Consider the following 15,000-nt stretch of genomic DNA (forward strand, 5'->3'; position numbering starts at 1 on the left):
TACCAGTTCGCGCAGATCATCCAAAAAACAGTGGCTGCAGGCGTCCGGGTTGCACAAATTGATTTGTCTGGAACCTTTCTCCTGGCGTCGAAGCGAGCGGAAGTTGAAAAGAGCAAATTTGGGCTCGCGGATATCGCTATGACAACAGGCGGCACCCTTGGAACGGTCTATATGCCGGGCAATGACTACGAATTACCGATTAGGGAGGGAGAAGATAGGAATGCCATTCAATAAAGAATTACCCGAATGGAAGGCAGCAGGAATACAACCTCCTGAGTCAAAACGGGTGAAGGGCTTGGGAAGTTGAGGATCGGCCGCCAGCTGATTGGCTCAACTTGGCACATGAATCGATCCTATGAGGCGCTGCAGGAGCTGCAGGAAAAGGCTGCGGAGAAGGATGATGTATCGAAGGCACTTAAAGATGCCAAGGAATACACGGACCAGAAGGCTCAGGCGGTTACCCCCGAAAGCATCGGGGCTGAAACGCCAACAGGGGCCCAAGAGAAAGCGGATGCTGCCCTTACAGTGGCGAAGCAGTACACCGATGAAAACATCAACGTATTAAGGGCGGATGTTGATAGCAATACGGACGAAATACGCAACCTAAAGCAATCTGTCGATCACGTTTTAGGCAAGCCCTTGGGGATTAAACCCGGCCTCCAGGTGGTGGAGGTCGAGAATGATACGCCGTTCCAGATGGGGGAGATAAAGGGCCGGACACTCATCAACCTACTAGGACGAGTTGGAGACTGTGAAAATACAGCCGATTGGTCTGCACCCGGACCCGGTGTTAAGGCTCTAAGCACGAGCGGGTATACGGATCCTTTTCCATCGAAGTGGCGAGTACGAAGGAGGAACAGGCGGGATTTGGTATTCGTTCCAATGGTGCTGTAAAAGACCTGGATAAATACTATATTGCCGTCGGGTATATTCGAAACATATCCGCTCAGTATGTACACCTCTCCTTTGCAGAAGTGAAGAGCGAGGCCAATGTAACATCATGGTTCAAGTCGAATGGGACAGTCAAGTCCAATCAGTTCACATATGCATATGTCGCTGTTTCCCCCGTGGATCTCGCTGGCAAAGACAGGGTGGAAGTCTACGTCCGAGGCGTAGCATCAGAAGCAGGCCAAAAGATATCTGCGGATGGAATCGGGCTGTATGAGATCACCGAGGCCGAGTACAATGCAATTGAAGGCATGACACCGGAACAGGTTGCCAAACGCTATCCATACGTAGACAGCATGACCAACGTAAAGAACCCATACGCCATCGTAACGGGAGGCAATCTGCTGCCGCCGTTTTATGAAGCCGATCGGATCACTGTCGCATCGAAAGCGACAGTGGTAGCCCCTTATGAATTGCGTTTTGGCGCTGGTGGAGACGGGGACTTCCTGGCGTATCATCTATCGGTACTGCCGAATCAGACATATGTATTCTCGCTCGAAAATTCCGGGGTGTCATGGTGCATCACGGAACTAGACTACAACACGTTCGTTGTCCCATACGGTACGGATACTTACCGCTCCTTCAACGTTGGTAGTCGAACGCAGATTGCGCTAGTACTCAAAAGCTTTTCCGCCGATATTGACGTATCCTGTAAAAACCCGATGCTCACCGTCGGAACCGAAGCGAAGCCCTTCGTACCGCAGCAACGTAGCATGATCGCCTTCGAAACGGAGCTCGCCGCTCATCCGGTAGACGGCAGCAATCCCGATACGCTCTTTATGGGAGACGATGGGCTACCGTATGTGCTGGAGCCGTGGGGGAAGGTTACGTTGGATGGGTCCCATGTATGGAAAAGACATTCTACACAAAACGACTTTAAAGTCCTTTCTGCAAATGATTGTGTTCCAAATAACAGTTCCCCAGCAGATGAAGATGACTACGGCAGACTTTTCGTTACAAAATACAATGGCAGTCTATTAAGCGTAAATGATAAACCTATAAATGTAGAAAATTGGGGTTTTAGTGATGTTACTCGCATTTTCACATCTAATGCTTATATTTCAGTGCACAATAATGAAAGTGGATGGGGAGGAAATTACAATCCGGAACCCGACGAGATTAAGGCGTATTTTAACGGTTGGAGGATGTACCAAGAAGGGAGCCGCGAAACTCCATATACAAGTGGTAAAAAGCAATGGTTTAAGATAAATAAGCCAAGCGATCCAAGTGTAGCTGACACGCCAACAACGTCATATCCGGAATGGACGCCTTACCGCCTCCAATACCTGAAGGCGAAGCCAACCGTCGAGCCCGTCAGGAATTACGAGTTGGGCGCGACACTCTCCGCAGGCTCTAACATGGTCGAGGTCGGCAGCGGTATTGTGATCCGGGAACGGGCGAATCCAGCGCCCGGTGTTAGCGATGAAGGAAATATTAACAATGCATATCTGCCTGCAACGATGCTCCGACACAGGACACATGTAGCTAGTGCAATAGTTTATAAAAATAACGCAATTGACAGGGCGTGGATCGCGAAGGGCGACAATGTTTTACAAACTGAACCTAGTTATTACGACCCAACCGCAATCTACCACGTCACCTATACGATGCTTCATCCAACTCTTGCGCCTCCAATCAGCGGCACCGTGGCGGCCAACCTGCGTGGGACTGTGTCGGACTTGGTGAAGGATGTAGGTGACATCGGGCGGCGGCTGTCGGTGGTGGAGACGCAGAAGGCGGAGAAGGATGCGCCACCTCCTCTGCGGATTAAACCTACATTATTGAATGGGTGGGTAGATTATGGATCGCCTTTTGAACATTCGTTCTACTATAAGGATGATTCGAATGTTGTTTCGATTGAGGGCTTGATAGGTAGGGGAACGGCAGCGTTGGGTACATCTTTGTTTATACTTCCAACAGGGTTTAGACCTGACAAATCGCTTATTTTCCCTGTGCTTGGATGGGTAACAGGTGTAGGCGAGGCTCTTGTCCGCATTGACGTGGATCCAACGGGGATTGTAAAGATTGGCTCGCCTAATGCAAAAAATGATTATCTCTCATTGCAAGGTATATCGTTCCTTGCAAATAAATAAGGAGGCACGACATGAAAGAAGCAATCATAACCGACCTATCCGGTCGCTACATCGAACCGACGCTCGTTGCGGACTCCGTGACGGGCGTTTTTGATCGGCGGGAACCGGTTGAACCGGACGAACCCGGCAGCCTTCCGCAGTCTGAACCGGAGCAGCGTGACGACGAGCAGCCTGACGAACCGGAAACGGTACTCGTAGGCTACACCGTAGCTGTGCCGATGCCTGACGGGCTGTATCAGCCTATATTCGATGTCGAGGGCTACAGAGCAGCGCAGGAGGCTTATGAGGCTGCATACGCCGAATACATGGCCGTGCTGGCCGAGCATGACCCGGAGAGCGACGATCCGCTGCCGGAGCCGCCGCAACCCGTGGACGGCCCAAGCTTCTGGCGGAACGGACTCACGGACGAGGAAATCGAAGCGCTGAATCCGGATCCGCAGCCGTCACAGACCGACGCGCTGGGCCAAGAATTGACGCAAATGAAAATCAGGAATATCCAGCAGCAGAGCGTCATTGATGACCTTGGCAGAATGTTGACCCAATCGCGGCTGGACAGCATGCAGAAAAAGCAGACTATCGACAGCCTGGGTGCGGAATTGACGAATGCTAAACTTGAAATTATTGAATTTAAAGGAGGGCAAACGGAATGAATTTCTGGAAACTTGCTTTTGATTGTGAATGGATCGACGCAGAGGGGCTATGCGCAGCCGTTAAGACGGAGGCCAACCGATTCGGGGAAATCACGCCGGAAGAGTACGAGAAGATTACTGGGATAAAATTTCCGACACAGGAATAAGCGCCACGCCATAGAGCAGGCGCTTTATTTATGCCCTCGGGATACCCGGGGGCTATTTATTTATCAATAGGGGGATCAGTATGGAGTTGACGGCAGTAGTAGCCATGATTGCCGCTATCAGCGGTATTGCGCTGGGCTGGATGGGCCGCAATAGAACAGTTAAGCATGATATTGTCCAGGAGGCCGGAGCAGACGCTGTACAGCGCACAGACGTCGAGTATATCAAGCGCGGGGTAGATGATATCCGTGTTGACTTACGAATGCAAGGGCAGCGCCTGGACGGGCTGGCGGAGCGTGTGACGCGGGTAGAAGAGTCATCGAAACAAGCACATAAGCGCATTGATCGCTTGGAAGAATAATAGAAGGGATGATATCGAATGGAGTGGCAAATGATTTTTGAATTGATTGATCCGGCCCTATTTGTCGTGGTTGGAGCCTGTTGGGTGATTGGGTACATGCTCAAGCAAACGCCGCCGGTGCCAGATTGGAGCATCGTATACATCGTTGTTGTGTTGGCGGTAGTGTTTACGGTTGGAACGCTTGGCTGGAGCGTTGAAGCTATCATACAGGGCATTCTTGCGGGGGCGTTCGCAGTATTCGGTCACCAGGCGGTAAAGCAGATGAAGAAGGGTGGTGAAAAGTAATGGTTGCGGCAATTGAGGAAGTGAAAAAGGTATTATGGGATGGCGGCCACGGAGGTAAGGACCCGGGATCCAGCGGGAACGGAGTTGTCGAAAAGAATATAGCGCTACAAGTGGCGACAGAAGCCGCGAAGCGCCTCGAACAGGAGTATGAAGGTGTCCAATGCCTGCTGTCGCGCTCCACGGACTCATACTTGTCCCTGAAAGAGCGGACAGACAAGGCGAATGCTGCCGGGGCCCATCTGCTTGTCAGCATCCATTGTAATGCGGGCGGTGGAAAGGGTGGATTCGAATCTTTCACATACAGCGGCACAAAGGACGCGGCTACAGCAGCGTTTCAAGACGTGCTGCACTCCGAAATCATGAAAAAGTTGAAACCGTTTGGAGTCATTGACAGAGGGCAGAAGAAAAAGGATCTACATGTGTGCCGGGAGTCACGCATGCCGGCCGTCCTGACCGAAAACCTATTTGTCGATGTTGCAGCAGATGCAGCACGGCTCAAGCGGCCAGAAGTTATTGAGGCGATTGTTGCGGGTCATGTGGCCGGGGTAGCCAAGTATCTAAAGTTGCAGCCGAAGAAAGCACAGCAGCCGCCAGCGAGCGGAGCGACCAACATCCTTGGCCCAGCATCGGCTACCGTCGAGCAGGCCCGAGAATGGGCCCGGAGCAAGAATGCCCCGGCTGAGTTTGTCGATCTAGCGGAATTGTACTGGGAACTGGCCCCGAAGCACGGCGGAGTGGACCCGGCGGTCGCCTACGTACAGTTCGGTCATGAGACGGGCTATCTCTATCGGGACGGGCGGAGCGCTGCCGGTATCGATGCCTCTTATAAAAATCCATGCGGCCTAAAGGTCACGGCGGGCGGCGGTGATTATCAGGCATCGGCGCACAAGCGCTTTACGGATTGGCGCGAGGGTATCACCGCCCATCTGGATCACCTTGCGCTTTATGCCGGAGCTGCTGGTTACCCGCGCGCGGGCACGCCTGACCCTCGGCATTTTGCGTATCTGTTAGGGACCGCCAAGACAGTGGAGTCGTTGGGTGGTAAATGGGCACCATCAACATCATATGGGCAGAAATTAGTGCAGTATTTAAAGGAGGTACAAGCAATGGAGAAACCGAAACAGCCGGACTACGTGGGACACTGGGCCGAAGCGTCTATTCGGCGTGTGATGGAAGCGGGGATCATGAATGGCCGTAACACTGGATTCGCGCCGAACGAGCCGATTACGCGGGCAGAGATTGCTGTTGTCGTGGATCGTATGTTGAAGCAGATGGGGAAATAAGCATTCTGGCCTCGCCGGGGATATGGGCGGGGCCTCTTTTCATCTGCGCAGTTTTTAAGAATTACCTCTCCAACCGAATTAAAAAGCCCCGGGAGGTCCCGAGGCTCTTACTCATTTATTTAACTGCTTCATCCATAGCTTTAGCATACTTCTCAAATTCAGCTTTATCCATATTGCCGTTCATTTGCAGCAGTACATTACCAGCTGCATGCGTATGCGAGAATGCCGCCGCTGTTGCCTTTCCTAGTTCATCGTAATAGGTTTTTACCTTCTCAAGATCGGAATTCTTATCGAAAATAAATAGCCGTCCGCCTTTATCTTCCCCCATGGCCAGAACGAGGATACGCTTGGACTCCTTGTCCAACTTAGGAGCCATCCCGTATTCTTTAGCTTCTAAGTCTCTCGCTTCAATTTCTAGCCCTGCATCCTTGAACTTCTGGACCATTTCATCGGCAGAGATGTTTTTGCCGCCCCCGCAGCCTACCAAGACTAAAACACACATTAGGAATATTGCACTTAATTTCTTCAAAATTCCCCCTCCTTTTCTTCAATTATATGACTATATGCCCATATATTCTATACCTTGAATTGGACTAAATAGAGAAAACCCCGGATCGCTCCGGGGTGAACAGTTTCATTTTTTCGGTCTCGACTTAATATAAATCCGTTCTTTCTTCATTTTTACGAAGCCTAACCCCATATCGGCCATCTCCATCTCCATCTCCTTCGCGCCCTGATTCCGTCTGTATGCCTCAACCTGCAGATTCTCCAATCGCTTCTGGAACTCCGACTTCTTCCCTTCGTTCGTCATTGTTCCTTCCTCCATTCTACCCTTGCCATCTGTTCATATTCTTCCAGCATTTTTAATTGCTCTTTTACGCGACGCTCCGCCACTTCTCGCGCTGCTTCCCGGGCTTTTTCTTCAGATAGGAAGCTTTCCCGCCTTAGCCGTCTGTTCTTCCCTTCTCCAATGCTATAGTCAAAGTACCAGCGATCCCCGCGTCGCTTGATTCGTGGTATTTCCATCCTCTTTCATCCTTTCATCGTTTATCAGTCGATTTATGATGTTACATCCAGCATACATCATGGGGCGGTTCCGCGCCTTCTCTTTTTATGATTTCGCCCAATCGAGTAGCGTTTCAATGTGTCTGATGCTCGCGTCACACATATAGGTGAGACCATAGGGACCGTAGTATCCTGCAATGATCATTCTGCCGTATTTCGTTTCGACTAAAAACTCAAAAGAATAAAAATGCTCCGACTTTGTTATGATTGATTTTACGATCTCGCCTTGGTTAAGCTTTATTTCAAGACGGCGAACGTCCTCATTTTTCATTACATCCTTTAGTTCATCAAGCGTCAAATAGAACCCTTCCTCTCGTGACCATATTTTGACCATATTCGTAACTGAAAGTATCCGAAATTATCGGAAGCGAAATTAAAAACTTCCTATTAAAATGGGGGTTATCTGAACTTATCGTAGGCAGACATTTATGAGCGTAAAAAATACGGCCTCAAAGCGGCTCGCCGCGCGCCTCAGTTCTCGAAGCGTTAAGAAGCCGGTTATATCAACGATTATCGCCCTTGGCCCTTGCTGGTCAGGGGCTTTTCATTTGTTCAGGATGACTCTTGAAGCGTTCGACACCAACCATTCTTCCGGGCATACAGTCAACCCCTCTTTTCGCACGGCGAAACAGGGGTTTTGTTATGTCTGCCAACCCGTGCATCCGTTATAATGAGACTGCGCAGTAGTTCTCAATTCGAGTCTGGCAATCGTGCATACAGGAGGAATGGCGATGGCTTCACAAGAGACGACGGAGCAGCATTTGCTCCCAACAAGCAAGACCGATCCGCGGATCGGGGAGACGAGCGGCAATCATGGCCTTGATATGGATCCGGGCGTTCGGGATCGGATCTATTGGCTTCATTCGCTGGAGCGATTGGCGACTCCGGTGTTGAAGGCGCTTGCAGAACGGCGCTTGCAGCGCGACATGCCGCTGGAGAGCAGCGGGGACGGGCGCGGCCCGTACGCCGGGCTGGAGGCCTTCGGCCGTTTGATGGCCGGCATCGCCCCATGGTTGGCGCTGCCGGGCAATTGAAGCGGATGATCTCGCCGGAAGGGACCTTCCCGCCGCTCAGCCGCTCGCTCGCCTATCGATGTGGCGTATTCCACTTGTTGGCGCAGCTGGCCTGGCTGGATCAATTGCCTTCCTCCTTGTCGCCGGCGCAGGTGCGCTGCGCCTTGACGGCGGTCATGAGGCGCATGCTGGAGGCGGATGGAACCTTCACCGCAGACGGGTGGCTGGCCATCGGCTTCTGCGGCCATCAGCCAGGTATCGGGGACGCCTACATATCTACGGGCAGCCTTTACTTATGCGCAACGGTCTTGCTGCCGCTTGGTCTCTCTCCCGATCATTCATTCTGGCAAGGGGAGGAAGCTTGGACCGCATGCAAGGCATGGTCCGGAGAGCCGTTCCCCAGGGATGAAGCGATAGGAGACTAGCGAGGAGCTGAAGAACCGAATGAACTTGATCGATCGGGCTTGAACAGCAGGCCCGATTTTTTATTGTCCGTGAACATTCACTTGGGGCATTGTCCCGGTATATGCTGTAACATCGGATGATGCACAGCGATGCGGAAAAACAATTTGACAAAGATAGGAAAGCACTTATAATTAAATAAACAAAACATATTGAAAAACTCGGAATAATTCATGAGTGGAGGGGCGACACAATGAATCTGTTGGAAAAGGAAGCGCTGGCACGGGAGAAGGGAGAGGAATTCGAGCATGCGGATCCGGAAGAGGTCATTGCCTGGGCGGTCGGGGCATTTCCCAAGCTGACCTTCGCATGCAGCTTCGGGGCGGAAGACGTGGTGCTGGTTGATATGCTGCAGCGCATCAGCCCGTCAACCGATATATTCTATTTGGATACCGATTTTCACTTCCGGGAGACCTACGAGACGCGCGATCGGCTGAGCGAGCGCTACAATCTGGAGTTCGTCCGCGTCGCCCCCGCGCTCTCGCCCGAAGAGCAGGCCGAGCTGCACGGGGAGGCGCTGTGGGAACGAGAGCCGAATCTATGCTGCAATATACGGAAAGTCGAGCCGCTCACCGGCATTCTCGGGCAATACGATGCCTGGATTACCGGAATTCGCCGCGATCAGGCGCCGACCCGGGCGAACGCCAAGAAGGTCGAGTATGATACGAAGTTCGGCCTCATGAAGTTCAATCCGCTTGCCGCATGGACCTCTCAAGACGTATGGAGCTACATTCGTTCGCATGACGTCGTCTACAATCCGCTGCATGATTTGAACTATCCCAGCATCGGCTGCAGCCACTGCACGCGTCAGGTGCGCCCTGGAGAAGATGCCCGCGCCGGGCGCTGGTCCGGAACCGGCAAGGTGGAATGCGGGCTTCATCAGTAACTAGCGAAGGGAGAACGAATTATGACCATGATCTTGCCGCATGGCGGACAACTCATCTCCAGGCTCGTCCCGGAAGCGGAGGCGAACCGATGTGAGCAGAATGCGAAGGGACTGCCGGCCATTCGAATCAATCGAAGAACGCTGTCCGATGCCGATCTCATCGCCATCGGGGCATTTTCTCCCTTACAGGGCTTCATGAACGAAGAAGATTATCGTCACGTGGTGGAACGAATGAGACTCGCGAACGGCACAGTATGGAGCCTTCCGATTACGCTCCCGGTCGATGCGGAGACCGCAAGCGGGCTGCGCATCGGCCAAGAAGCCGCCCTGATTGGCGAAGAGGATGGCGTATTGTACGGAACGATGGAGGTGCAGAGCATCTTCGAGATCGATCCGTATCATGAGGCGGAGCAGGTGTTCCGCACGACCGATGCCGCTCATCCGGGCGTCCAAAAGCTGCTGGAGCGCCCGGCATTCTGTGTCGGCGGAAGCATTCGCTTGCTGCGCAGGCTGAAGCCGGAACGCTTCGGCGAGTATTATTTTGATCCGGCCGAGACGAGACAGATTTTCCGGGAACGCGGCTGGCGTACCGTCGTTGGCTTCCAGACCCGCAATCCGGTTCATCGGGCTCATGAGTATATCCAGAAGAGCGCGATGGAGATTGTCGACGCGCTGTTCCTCAATCCGCTCGTGGGGGAGACGAAGTCGGACGATGTGCCTGCGGATGTGCGCATGCGCAGTTATGTCAGTCTGCTGGAGCATTATTATCCGACAGACCGGGTCTTTTTCGGCGTCTTCCCGGCCGCGATGCGGTACGCGGGTCCGAGAGAGGCGATTTTTCACGCCATTGTCCGCAAAAATTACGGCTGCACCCACTTCATCGTCGGCCGCGATCATGCCGGCGTAGGCGATTATTACGGCACTTATGACGCTCAGCATATCTTCCGCGAATTCCAACCGGAAGAGCTGGGCATCATGCCGCTCTTCTTCGAGCACAGCTTCTATTGCACCGCTTGCGGCAATATGGCGTCCAGCAAGACATGTCCGCATCCGAAGGAGCGGCATGTCGCCTTATCGGGGACGAAGGTGCGCGAGATGCTGCGGAACGGCATTTGCCCGCCGCCTGAATTTTCGCGGCCGGAAGTGGCCCGGATTCTGATTGAAGGCATGTCGGAGACCGCCGGACTGAAGGCATAGGCCCGCTCCCTCCATCTTGCTGCGGTGAGCTTTAAATGGATGTATATTTGTCCACCTTGTCCCATATAGATGATTAGTGTCTGTATGGGAACGGAGGTGGACTTTTTGTATGATCAAATGGCCTGAGAAGCGAAGCAAAAAAACATCGATTCTATGGATTTCGCTCCACAGCGTGCGTAAATGGCTCGTCAGCCTCTGCCTTGTGCTGGCCGTCATCGCCATCATGACGGCCGAGATGCCGGCCACGAAGACATGGACCTATTGGACGATACCGTTATCCGGCAAGGTCGTCGTCATTGATGCAGGCCATGGAGGTCCGGATGGCGGCGCGGTCAGCAAGCAAGGAGTGATTGAAAAAGATATCAATCTCTCTATCGCCTTATATTTGCGCGATTATTTGCAGCAGGCGGGAGCGCTTGTCTTCATGACCCGGGAAGGGGACTACGACCTGGCGTCCCCGGACACAAAAGGGTATGCGAAGCGCAAAGCGGAGGATTTGAAACGGCGCGTCAGCTTCGTTCAGGAAAAGAAAGCGGACATTCTGATTAGTCTGCATATGAACAGCATTCCGTCGGGCAAGTGGAGCGGCGCCCAATCATTCTATACGAAGCGGCACCCGGAGAGCGAGCGCCTGGCCAAATGGATTCAGTCGGAGATCCGGCGCAATCTCGAAAATACGGATCGGGTGGCCAAGCCAGTGGATCGGCGCCTGTATCTGATGGATCACGTCGAGATTCCGTCGGCCCTCGTCGAGGTGGGATTCCTCTCGAATCTGGAAGAGTCCCGCAGGCTGGCGGACGAACAGTATCAACGCAAGGTGGCTGCCTCGGTCTACAAAGGAATACTCCGCTATATGGCAGGGGAAAACATTGGTAAATAGAGTTCCTATGATATAATAGACTATGTAACGAAGCAGCATGTCGCCTGCTGACCTTGATAGAGACGAGGTGCCATCATGATCACGAAAGAAGATATTTTGCAAGCGCTGCATGGATTAACGGAGCCCGTGACAGGCCAGGATTTGACTCATATTCAATGGATTCGCGATCTGATGATCAAGCCGGGAGAAGTGAAGCTGACCGCCCTGATCGCTCCTCAGGCAGCCGAAGCGGAAGCGCGCGAGCGGCTTACCCGCGAGATTAAGACCCGCTTGTCGCCGCTCGGTCTGGACGATGTCCATGTCCGCATCCGCCTGGCGACAGCGGCGGAGCTGCAAGCCATCGGCCTGCAGCCAGCCGAAGATGCGCCGGCGCGCGGCCCGGAGCCGGCAGGGCATGGAGCCGGGATGGAGCGGCATCCGCTGTTGAATCCGGCTTCGGGCGTCGAATTCATCGCTGTCGCCAGCGGCAAGGGCGGCGTCGGCAAATCCACCGTGACCGTCAATCTGGCGGCGGCCCTGGCCCGGCTGGGCAAGCGGGTCGGGATTATCGATGCCGATATCTACGGCTTCAGCGTCCCCGACATGATGGGGATTGAAGCTCGCCCGATCGTTCAGGACAACTTGGTGATTTCGATCGAACGGTTCGGCGTCAAAGTGATGTCGATGGGATTTTTCGTCGAAGACAATAGTCCGGTCGTATGGCGCGGGCCGATGCTGGGCAAAATGCTCCGCAATTTCTTCCAGGAAGTGGAGTGGGGCGAGCTCGATATCGTGCTGCTTGATCTCCCTCCGGGAACAGGAGATATCGCGCTGGACATTCACCAGATGATTCCTCACAGCAAGGAGATTATCGTCACGACGCCTCATTCCACGGCTGCCTTCGTCGCAGCCCGGGCCGGTTCGATGGCGCTCCATACGAAGCATGACATCCTGGGCGTCGTTGAAAATATGGCTTACGTCGAGTGCGGGCAATGCGGAGACAAACAGTACGTATTCGGCCGCGGCGGCGGCGGCAAGCTGGCGGAAGCGCTTCACGCGGATCTGCTGGCGCAGATTCCGCTCGGTTCGCCTGACAATCACCCCGCAGAGCCGGACTTCTCGCCTTCGGTATACAAGGCGGATTCGCCTATCGGCAAGCTGTATACGGAGCTGGCCGAAGAAGTCGTTCGGCGTCTGTCCTGAACGGCAACATGGCTATCCACAAAAGGACTCCCGTGCGGAGTCCTTTGCCATTTTTCCGGGGAGGGGAGACCTGTGAAGTGGGGAGACCTATGAACTGGAGCCGCCGCCGCCGGCCTCGCCGCCACCCTCTTCTTTTCCGCCGCCGCCTCCTTCTTCACCACCCTTGCCGCCTTCGCCTTCCTGCTTTTTCTTCTCCTTTTCTTCCGGCTGAAGCTCTTCCTTGACGACTGTGCTTAATAATTCCATGACTTCCAGCTTGAACAGCGGGCTGCCCATGGCATCCTTGACAAGCGTCATCATCTGCTTGCGATATTCCGGGGTCTTCATCATATCAATGTAAGCCTTCGTCATATCGGGAGATTTCAGCATTTCGCCGAACGACTGCTGGTATGTCGGATCTTTAATGAGCGATTTATGGAGCTCCTTATTTTCTTTATTGACGGCTTTGGCGAATTCTCCGGCGAATTTGGGATCCTTCATAACCTCCTCGATCACCTTCTCATACTCGGGGGATACGAGCGTATCCTTCACGGCCGTACGAATCTGCTCCTGCTGTTGCATCGTCAACGCCTGCATCTGCATGCCGCCGCCAGAGCCTCCGGACGAAGCCGATTGCACGGCTTTTTGCCCTTCTTCGCTCTTGAGAATATCGATAACCATGCTTTTTAGTTCTTTATAATCCATAGTGCTTTGGGCAGCGGGCTGTTCGGCCCCGCAGCTGGTAAGCAGCAGCATCATAATGGCGCCAACCATCGCGAGACGGATGAATGATGTCTTCATGGCACGGCACTCCTTTCTGTCCCATTCATACCTTCACGCGTAGTATGGCAGGACGAATTGTGAATTATGTTTGACAGTTATAGTTTTTTGCTGAGAACCTTGGTAAAATAATGAACATTGCGGAGGTGCAGCGCCTTGACGTTGAAAAAATGGTTTTACTTATTTTGGACCACGCTCCTTATCGGAGGCGGAATCACATTAGTGATGGGGCTGTCCCTGCAAATCATTCAGGGAGAGTTCCAGAATTTCAATGGCCCGATGGACGGGGTATTGAATGTCGTGCAGTTGATTTTGAGCGGCTTTACCGTAAGCGTATACTCGCAGATGGGCTTTTTCGCGTATCTCACGCTGAACTTCATTGCCATCGGATTGTTCAAAAAAACATGGCCGTACATACAAGTGGTGCTCACCGTCATTGCTCTGCTGGATCTGATGTTCCTGCGCATGCTGCTTGCGGATAATGGATCGCAGCGGGGCGGAGACGCGATGAACGATATTTTGCTTGGGCTGGCCGTGCTCGCAGTCGCCTTGATCGTCGGTTATTTTAAAGTCAATGCCACCAACCGGACCGCATTCATTCCTACCTTATTCTTCATGATCGCCATTACGACGGTCGAGACGCTGTCCGCCTTGAATATTAGCGGGATTGCAACCTGGTATGTCTATCTGCCGCTTGCGGCATGCAACGCCTATCAGGTGCTCATGCTGAACCGGATATTGGGAACACCAAAAAGCTGACGGAAATCCGCCAGCTTTTTTTCATGCGGGAAGGCAAAGGTGCATATGCTACATTCCAACAGCTTTATGCAGGTGCTCGCTCATCGTCGTCTTGTCCTCAATCGGCTTGCTTTTCAGGTCGGTCTGTTGAATCAGCTCCGACACGGTGACGAATTCATACCCTTTGGCCCGCAGACTGTCGATGATGGTAGGGAGAGCAAGATGGGTCTGCTTGCAGGAATCGCTGGCATGAAGCAAGACAATATCTCCAGGGTGGGCTTTGCCGACGACGCGCTTGACGATCGTATCGACGCCCGGGTTTTTCCAATCCAAAGAGTCGGTATCCCATTGAATCACCTTATAGTTGAGGTTATCCGCAATCCGGAGCACCCGCTTGTCGAAATCGCCGTTCGGCATGCGGATCAGCTTCGCATCCTGACCGGTAACCTCCTTGAGAAGGTGATGGGCGGTCGTAATTTGCTTGCGGATCTCCTCGTCGCTGAGGCTGCTGTAGTTGACGTGCTTATGGCCGTGACTTCCGATTTCATAGCCGGCGCTCACCATTTTTTTCACAATATCGGGATGCGTCTTGCTCCACGGGGATGACAGGAAGAACGTCGCTTTGTTCACGCCTTTTTCCTTTAGTATGTCAAGGATCGGCTCGGCCCGTTTGTCGCCCCAGCTAATATCGAAGGTAAGGGCAATGACTTTTTTGTCGGTAGGCACACTGTAAATGGCGGAAGGGTTCGATTCGGAGAAGACGGTAATGTTGTCGCTCTCCACATATACCACACCGGCGGCCAGCAGTGCGGCAGCAATGAGGAAAAAGACGCGTTTGATTTTTTTGCCGCTGAATACGTAAAAAGAACTCATGCAAGTGCGCTCCTCTCGTTACGATGAATAGGATACGGATCATAAGCTGCAAGCTTGTCACGCTTGTTTAGTACACTGTATGCTTGGGGTATTAAAATATGACAGCTCTTGGCGGGCGGCGTCCGAATCGAATCGGCTGCAGACGTCCGGCCCGGAGCGGGAAAGGGTAGAACTTATGTTG

General features: G+C 53.1%; 21 protein-coding genes and 2 pseudogenes (1 of these 23 only partly in view). 17 read left to right on the top strand and 6 right to left on the bottom strand.

Translation table 11 applies throughout. The annotated features are described in order from the left end of the window. The 8 genes and pseudogenes from OCY70_RS00005 to OCY70_RS00040 form a co-directional block, all read left to right on the top strand. Positions 1 to 234, top strand: a pseudogene (locus tag OCY70_RS00005) (hypothetical protein); the annotation flags it as partial. Positions 235 to 342: 108 nt separating this feature from the next. Then, positions 343 to 894, top strand: a complete 552-nt coding sequence (locus OCY70_RS00010; RefSeq protein ID WP_261948741.1) for a hypothetical protein — start codon at positions 343 to 345, stop codon at positions 892 to 894. After that, positions 837 to 3,041: a hypothetical protein gene (locus OCY70_RS00015; protein WP_261944478.1), complete on the top strand. Its 2,205-nt coding sequence runs from the start codon at positions 837 to 839 to the stop codon at positions 3,039 to 3,041. Before OCY70_RS00010 ends, OCY70_RS00015 begins: the two co-directional genes overlap by 58 nt. An 11-nt stretch (positions 3,042 to 3,052) precedes the next feature. Further along, the gene (locus OCY70_RS00020; protein ID WP_261944479.1) at positions 3,053 to 3,691 is read left to right on the top strand and encodes a hypothetical protein; all 639 of its coding nucleotides are present in this window, start codon (positions 3,053 to 3,055) and stop codon (positions 3,689 to 3,691) included. Further along, the gene (locus OCY70_RS00025; protein WP_213431628.1) at positions 3,688 to 3,837 is read left to right on the top strand and encodes an XkdX family protein; all 150 of its coding nucleotides are present in this window, start codon (positions 3,688 to 3,690) and stop codon (positions 3,835 to 3,837) included. The genes OCY70_RS00020 and OCY70_RS00025 overlap by 4 nt, the downstream gene beginning before the upstream one ends. 80 nt (positions 3,838 to 3,917) lie before the next feature. After that, positions 3,918 to 4,196, top strand: a complete 279-nt coding sequence (locus OCY70_RS00030; RefSeq protein WP_213431454.1) for a hypothetical protein — start codon at positions 3,918 to 3,920, stop codon at positions 4,194 to 4,196. A gap of 18 nt (positions 4,197 to 4,214) precedes the next feature. Then, entirely contained in the window at positions 4,215 to 4,481 is a 267-nt protein-coding gene (locus OCY70_RS00035; RefSeq protein ID WP_213431455.1) for a phage holin family protein, read from the top strand. Beyond that, positions 4,481 to 5,764 (top strand): N-acetylmuramoyl-L-alanine amidase, encoded by a 1,284-nt coding sequence (locus OCY70_RS00040; RefSeq protein WP_261944480.1) that lies wholly within the window; start codon positions 4,481 to 4,483, stop codon positions 5,762 to 5,764. The genes OCY70_RS00035 and OCY70_RS00040 overlap by 1 nt, the downstream gene beginning before the upstream one ends. A gap of 115 nt (positions 5,765 to 5,879) precedes the next feature. Here OCY70_RS00040 and OCY70_RS00045 read toward each other — a convergent pair whose 3' ends face one another. From OCY70_RS00045 to OCY70_RS00060, 4 genes are all read right to left on the bottom strand, one after another. Next, positions 5,880 to 6,293 carry a stress protein gene (locus OCY70_RS00045; RefSeq protein ID WP_249725592.1) on the bottom strand — a complete coding sequence of 138 codons (414 nt, stop codon included), beginning with the start codon at positions 6,291 to 6,293 and terminating at the stop codon, positions 5,880 to 5,882. Between the two features lie 105 nt (positions 6,294 to 6,398). Then, entirely contained in the window at positions 6,399 to 6,575 is a 177-nt protein-coding gene (locus OCY70_RS00050) for a hypothetical protein (protein WP_213430905.1), read from the bottom strand. After that, on the bottom strand, positions 6,572 to 6,790 hold the full coding sequence (locus OCY70_RS00055) for an Arm DNA-binding domain-containing protein (RefSeq protein ID WP_213430904.1): 219 nt from the start codon (positions 6,788 to 6,790) through the stop codon (positions 6,572 to 6,574). Before OCY70_RS00055 ends, OCY70_RS00050 begins: the two co-directional genes overlap by 4 nt. A gap of 85 nt (positions 6,791 to 6,875) precedes the next feature. Then, entirely contained in the window at positions 6,876 to 7,127 is a 252-nt protein-coding gene (locus tag OCY70_RS00060; RefSeq protein WP_213430903.1) for a hypothetical protein, read from the bottom strand. Positions 7,128 to 7,247: 120 nt separating this feature from the next. Between OCY70_RS00060 and rpsI the strand changes: the two are divergent. The 7 genes and pseudogenes from rpsI to OCY70_RS00095 form a co-directional block, all read left to right on the top strand. Then, positions 7,248 to 7,319: pseudogene (gene rpsI, locus OCY70_RS00065) on the top strand (30S ribosomal protein S9); the annotation flags it as partial. 241 nt (positions 7,320 to 7,560) lie between these two features. Beyond that, positions 7,561 to 7,863, top strand: a complete 303-nt coding sequence (locus OCY70_RS00070; protein WP_213430902.1) for a DUF2264 domain-containing protein — start codon at positions 7,561 to 7,563, stop codon at positions 7,861 to 7,863. Then, positions 7,839 to 8,267 carry a DUF2264 domain-containing protein gene (locus OCY70_RS00075; protein ID WP_213430901.1) on the top strand — a complete coding sequence of 143 codons (429 nt, stop codon included), beginning with the start codon at positions 7,839 to 7,841 and terminating at the stop codon, positions 8,265 to 8,267. Before OCY70_RS00070 ends, OCY70_RS00075 begins: the two co-directional genes overlap by 25 nt. A 230-nt stretch (positions 8,268 to 8,497) precedes the next feature. After that, positions 8,498 to 9,190, top strand: coding sequence for a phosphoadenylyl-sulfate reductase (locus OCY70_RS00080; protein WP_213430900.1), 693 nt, complete (start codon positions 8,498 to 8,500; stop codon positions 9,188 to 9,190). Positions 9,191 to 9,211: 21 nt separating this feature from the next. Continuing rightward, positions 9,212 to 10,387, top strand: coding sequence for a sulfate adenylyltransferase (gene sat / locus OCY70_RS00085; protein WP_213430899.1), 1,176 nt, complete (start codon positions 9,212 to 9,214; stop codon positions 10,385 to 10,387). Between the two features lie 109 nt (positions 10,388 to 10,496). Continuing rightward, positions 10,497 to 11,267, top strand: a complete 771-nt coding sequence (gene cwlD, locus OCY70_RS00090) for an N-acetylmuramoyl-L-alanine amidase CwlD (protein WP_213430898.1) — start codon at positions 10,497 to 10,499, stop codon at positions 11,265 to 11,267. Between the two features lie 75 nt (positions 11,268 to 11,342). Beyond that, complete coding sequence (locus OCY70_RS00095; RefSeq protein WP_315973906.1) at positions 11,343 to 12,449, top strand: Mrp/NBP35 family ATP-binding protein; 1,107 nt, start codon at positions 11,343 to 11,345, stop codon at positions 12,447 to 12,449. An 87-nt stretch (positions 12,450 to 12,536) separates the two neighbouring features. Here OCY70_RS00095 and gerD read toward each other — a convergent pair whose 3' ends face one another. Further along, positions 12,537 to 13,229 carry a spore germination lipoprotein GerD gene (gerD, locus tag OCY70_RS00100; protein WP_213430896.1) on the bottom strand — a complete coding sequence of 231 codons (693 nt, stop codon included), beginning with the start codon at positions 13,227 to 13,229 and terminating at the stop codon, positions 12,537 to 12,539. Between the two features lie 135 nt (positions 13,230 to 13,364). On the opposite strand from gerD, the gene OCY70_RS00105 reads away from it, so the two are divergent. Further along, the gene (locus OCY70_RS00105) at positions 13,365 to 13,967 is read left to right on the top strand and encodes a KinB-signaling pathway activation protein (RefSeq protein ID WP_213430895.1); all 603 of its coding nucleotides are present in this window, start codon (positions 13,365 to 13,367) and stop codon (positions 13,965 to 13,967) included. A 48-nt stretch (positions 13,968 to 14,015) separates the two neighbouring features. Here the strand turns inward: OCY70_RS00105 and pdaB are convergent, their stop codons facing one another. Further along, on the bottom strand, positions 14,016 to 14,819 hold the full coding sequence (gene pdaB / locus OCY70_RS00110) for a polysaccharide deacetylase family sporulation protein PdaB (protein WP_213430894.1): 804 nt from the start codon (positions 14,817 to 14,819) through the stop codon (positions 14,016 to 14,018). A gap of 175 nt (positions 14,820 to 14,994) precedes the next feature. On the opposite strand from pdaB, the gene OCY70_RS00115 reads away from it, so the two are divergent. Next, positions 14,995 to 15,000 carry the beginning of a stage II sporulation protein M gene (locus OCY70_RS00115; protein WP_213430893.1) on the top strand. 609 nt of this gene lie beyond the right edge of the window, so only the first 6 of its 615 coding nucleotides appear in the window; its start codon is at positions 14,995 to 14,997; its stop codon lies off the right edge, out of view.

It is taken from the genome of Paenibacillus melissococcoides, from assembly GCA_944800085.1.
Lineage (GTDB): Bacteria > Bacillota > Bacilli > Paenibacillales > Paenibacillaceae > Paenibacillus_B > Paenibacillus_B melissococcoides.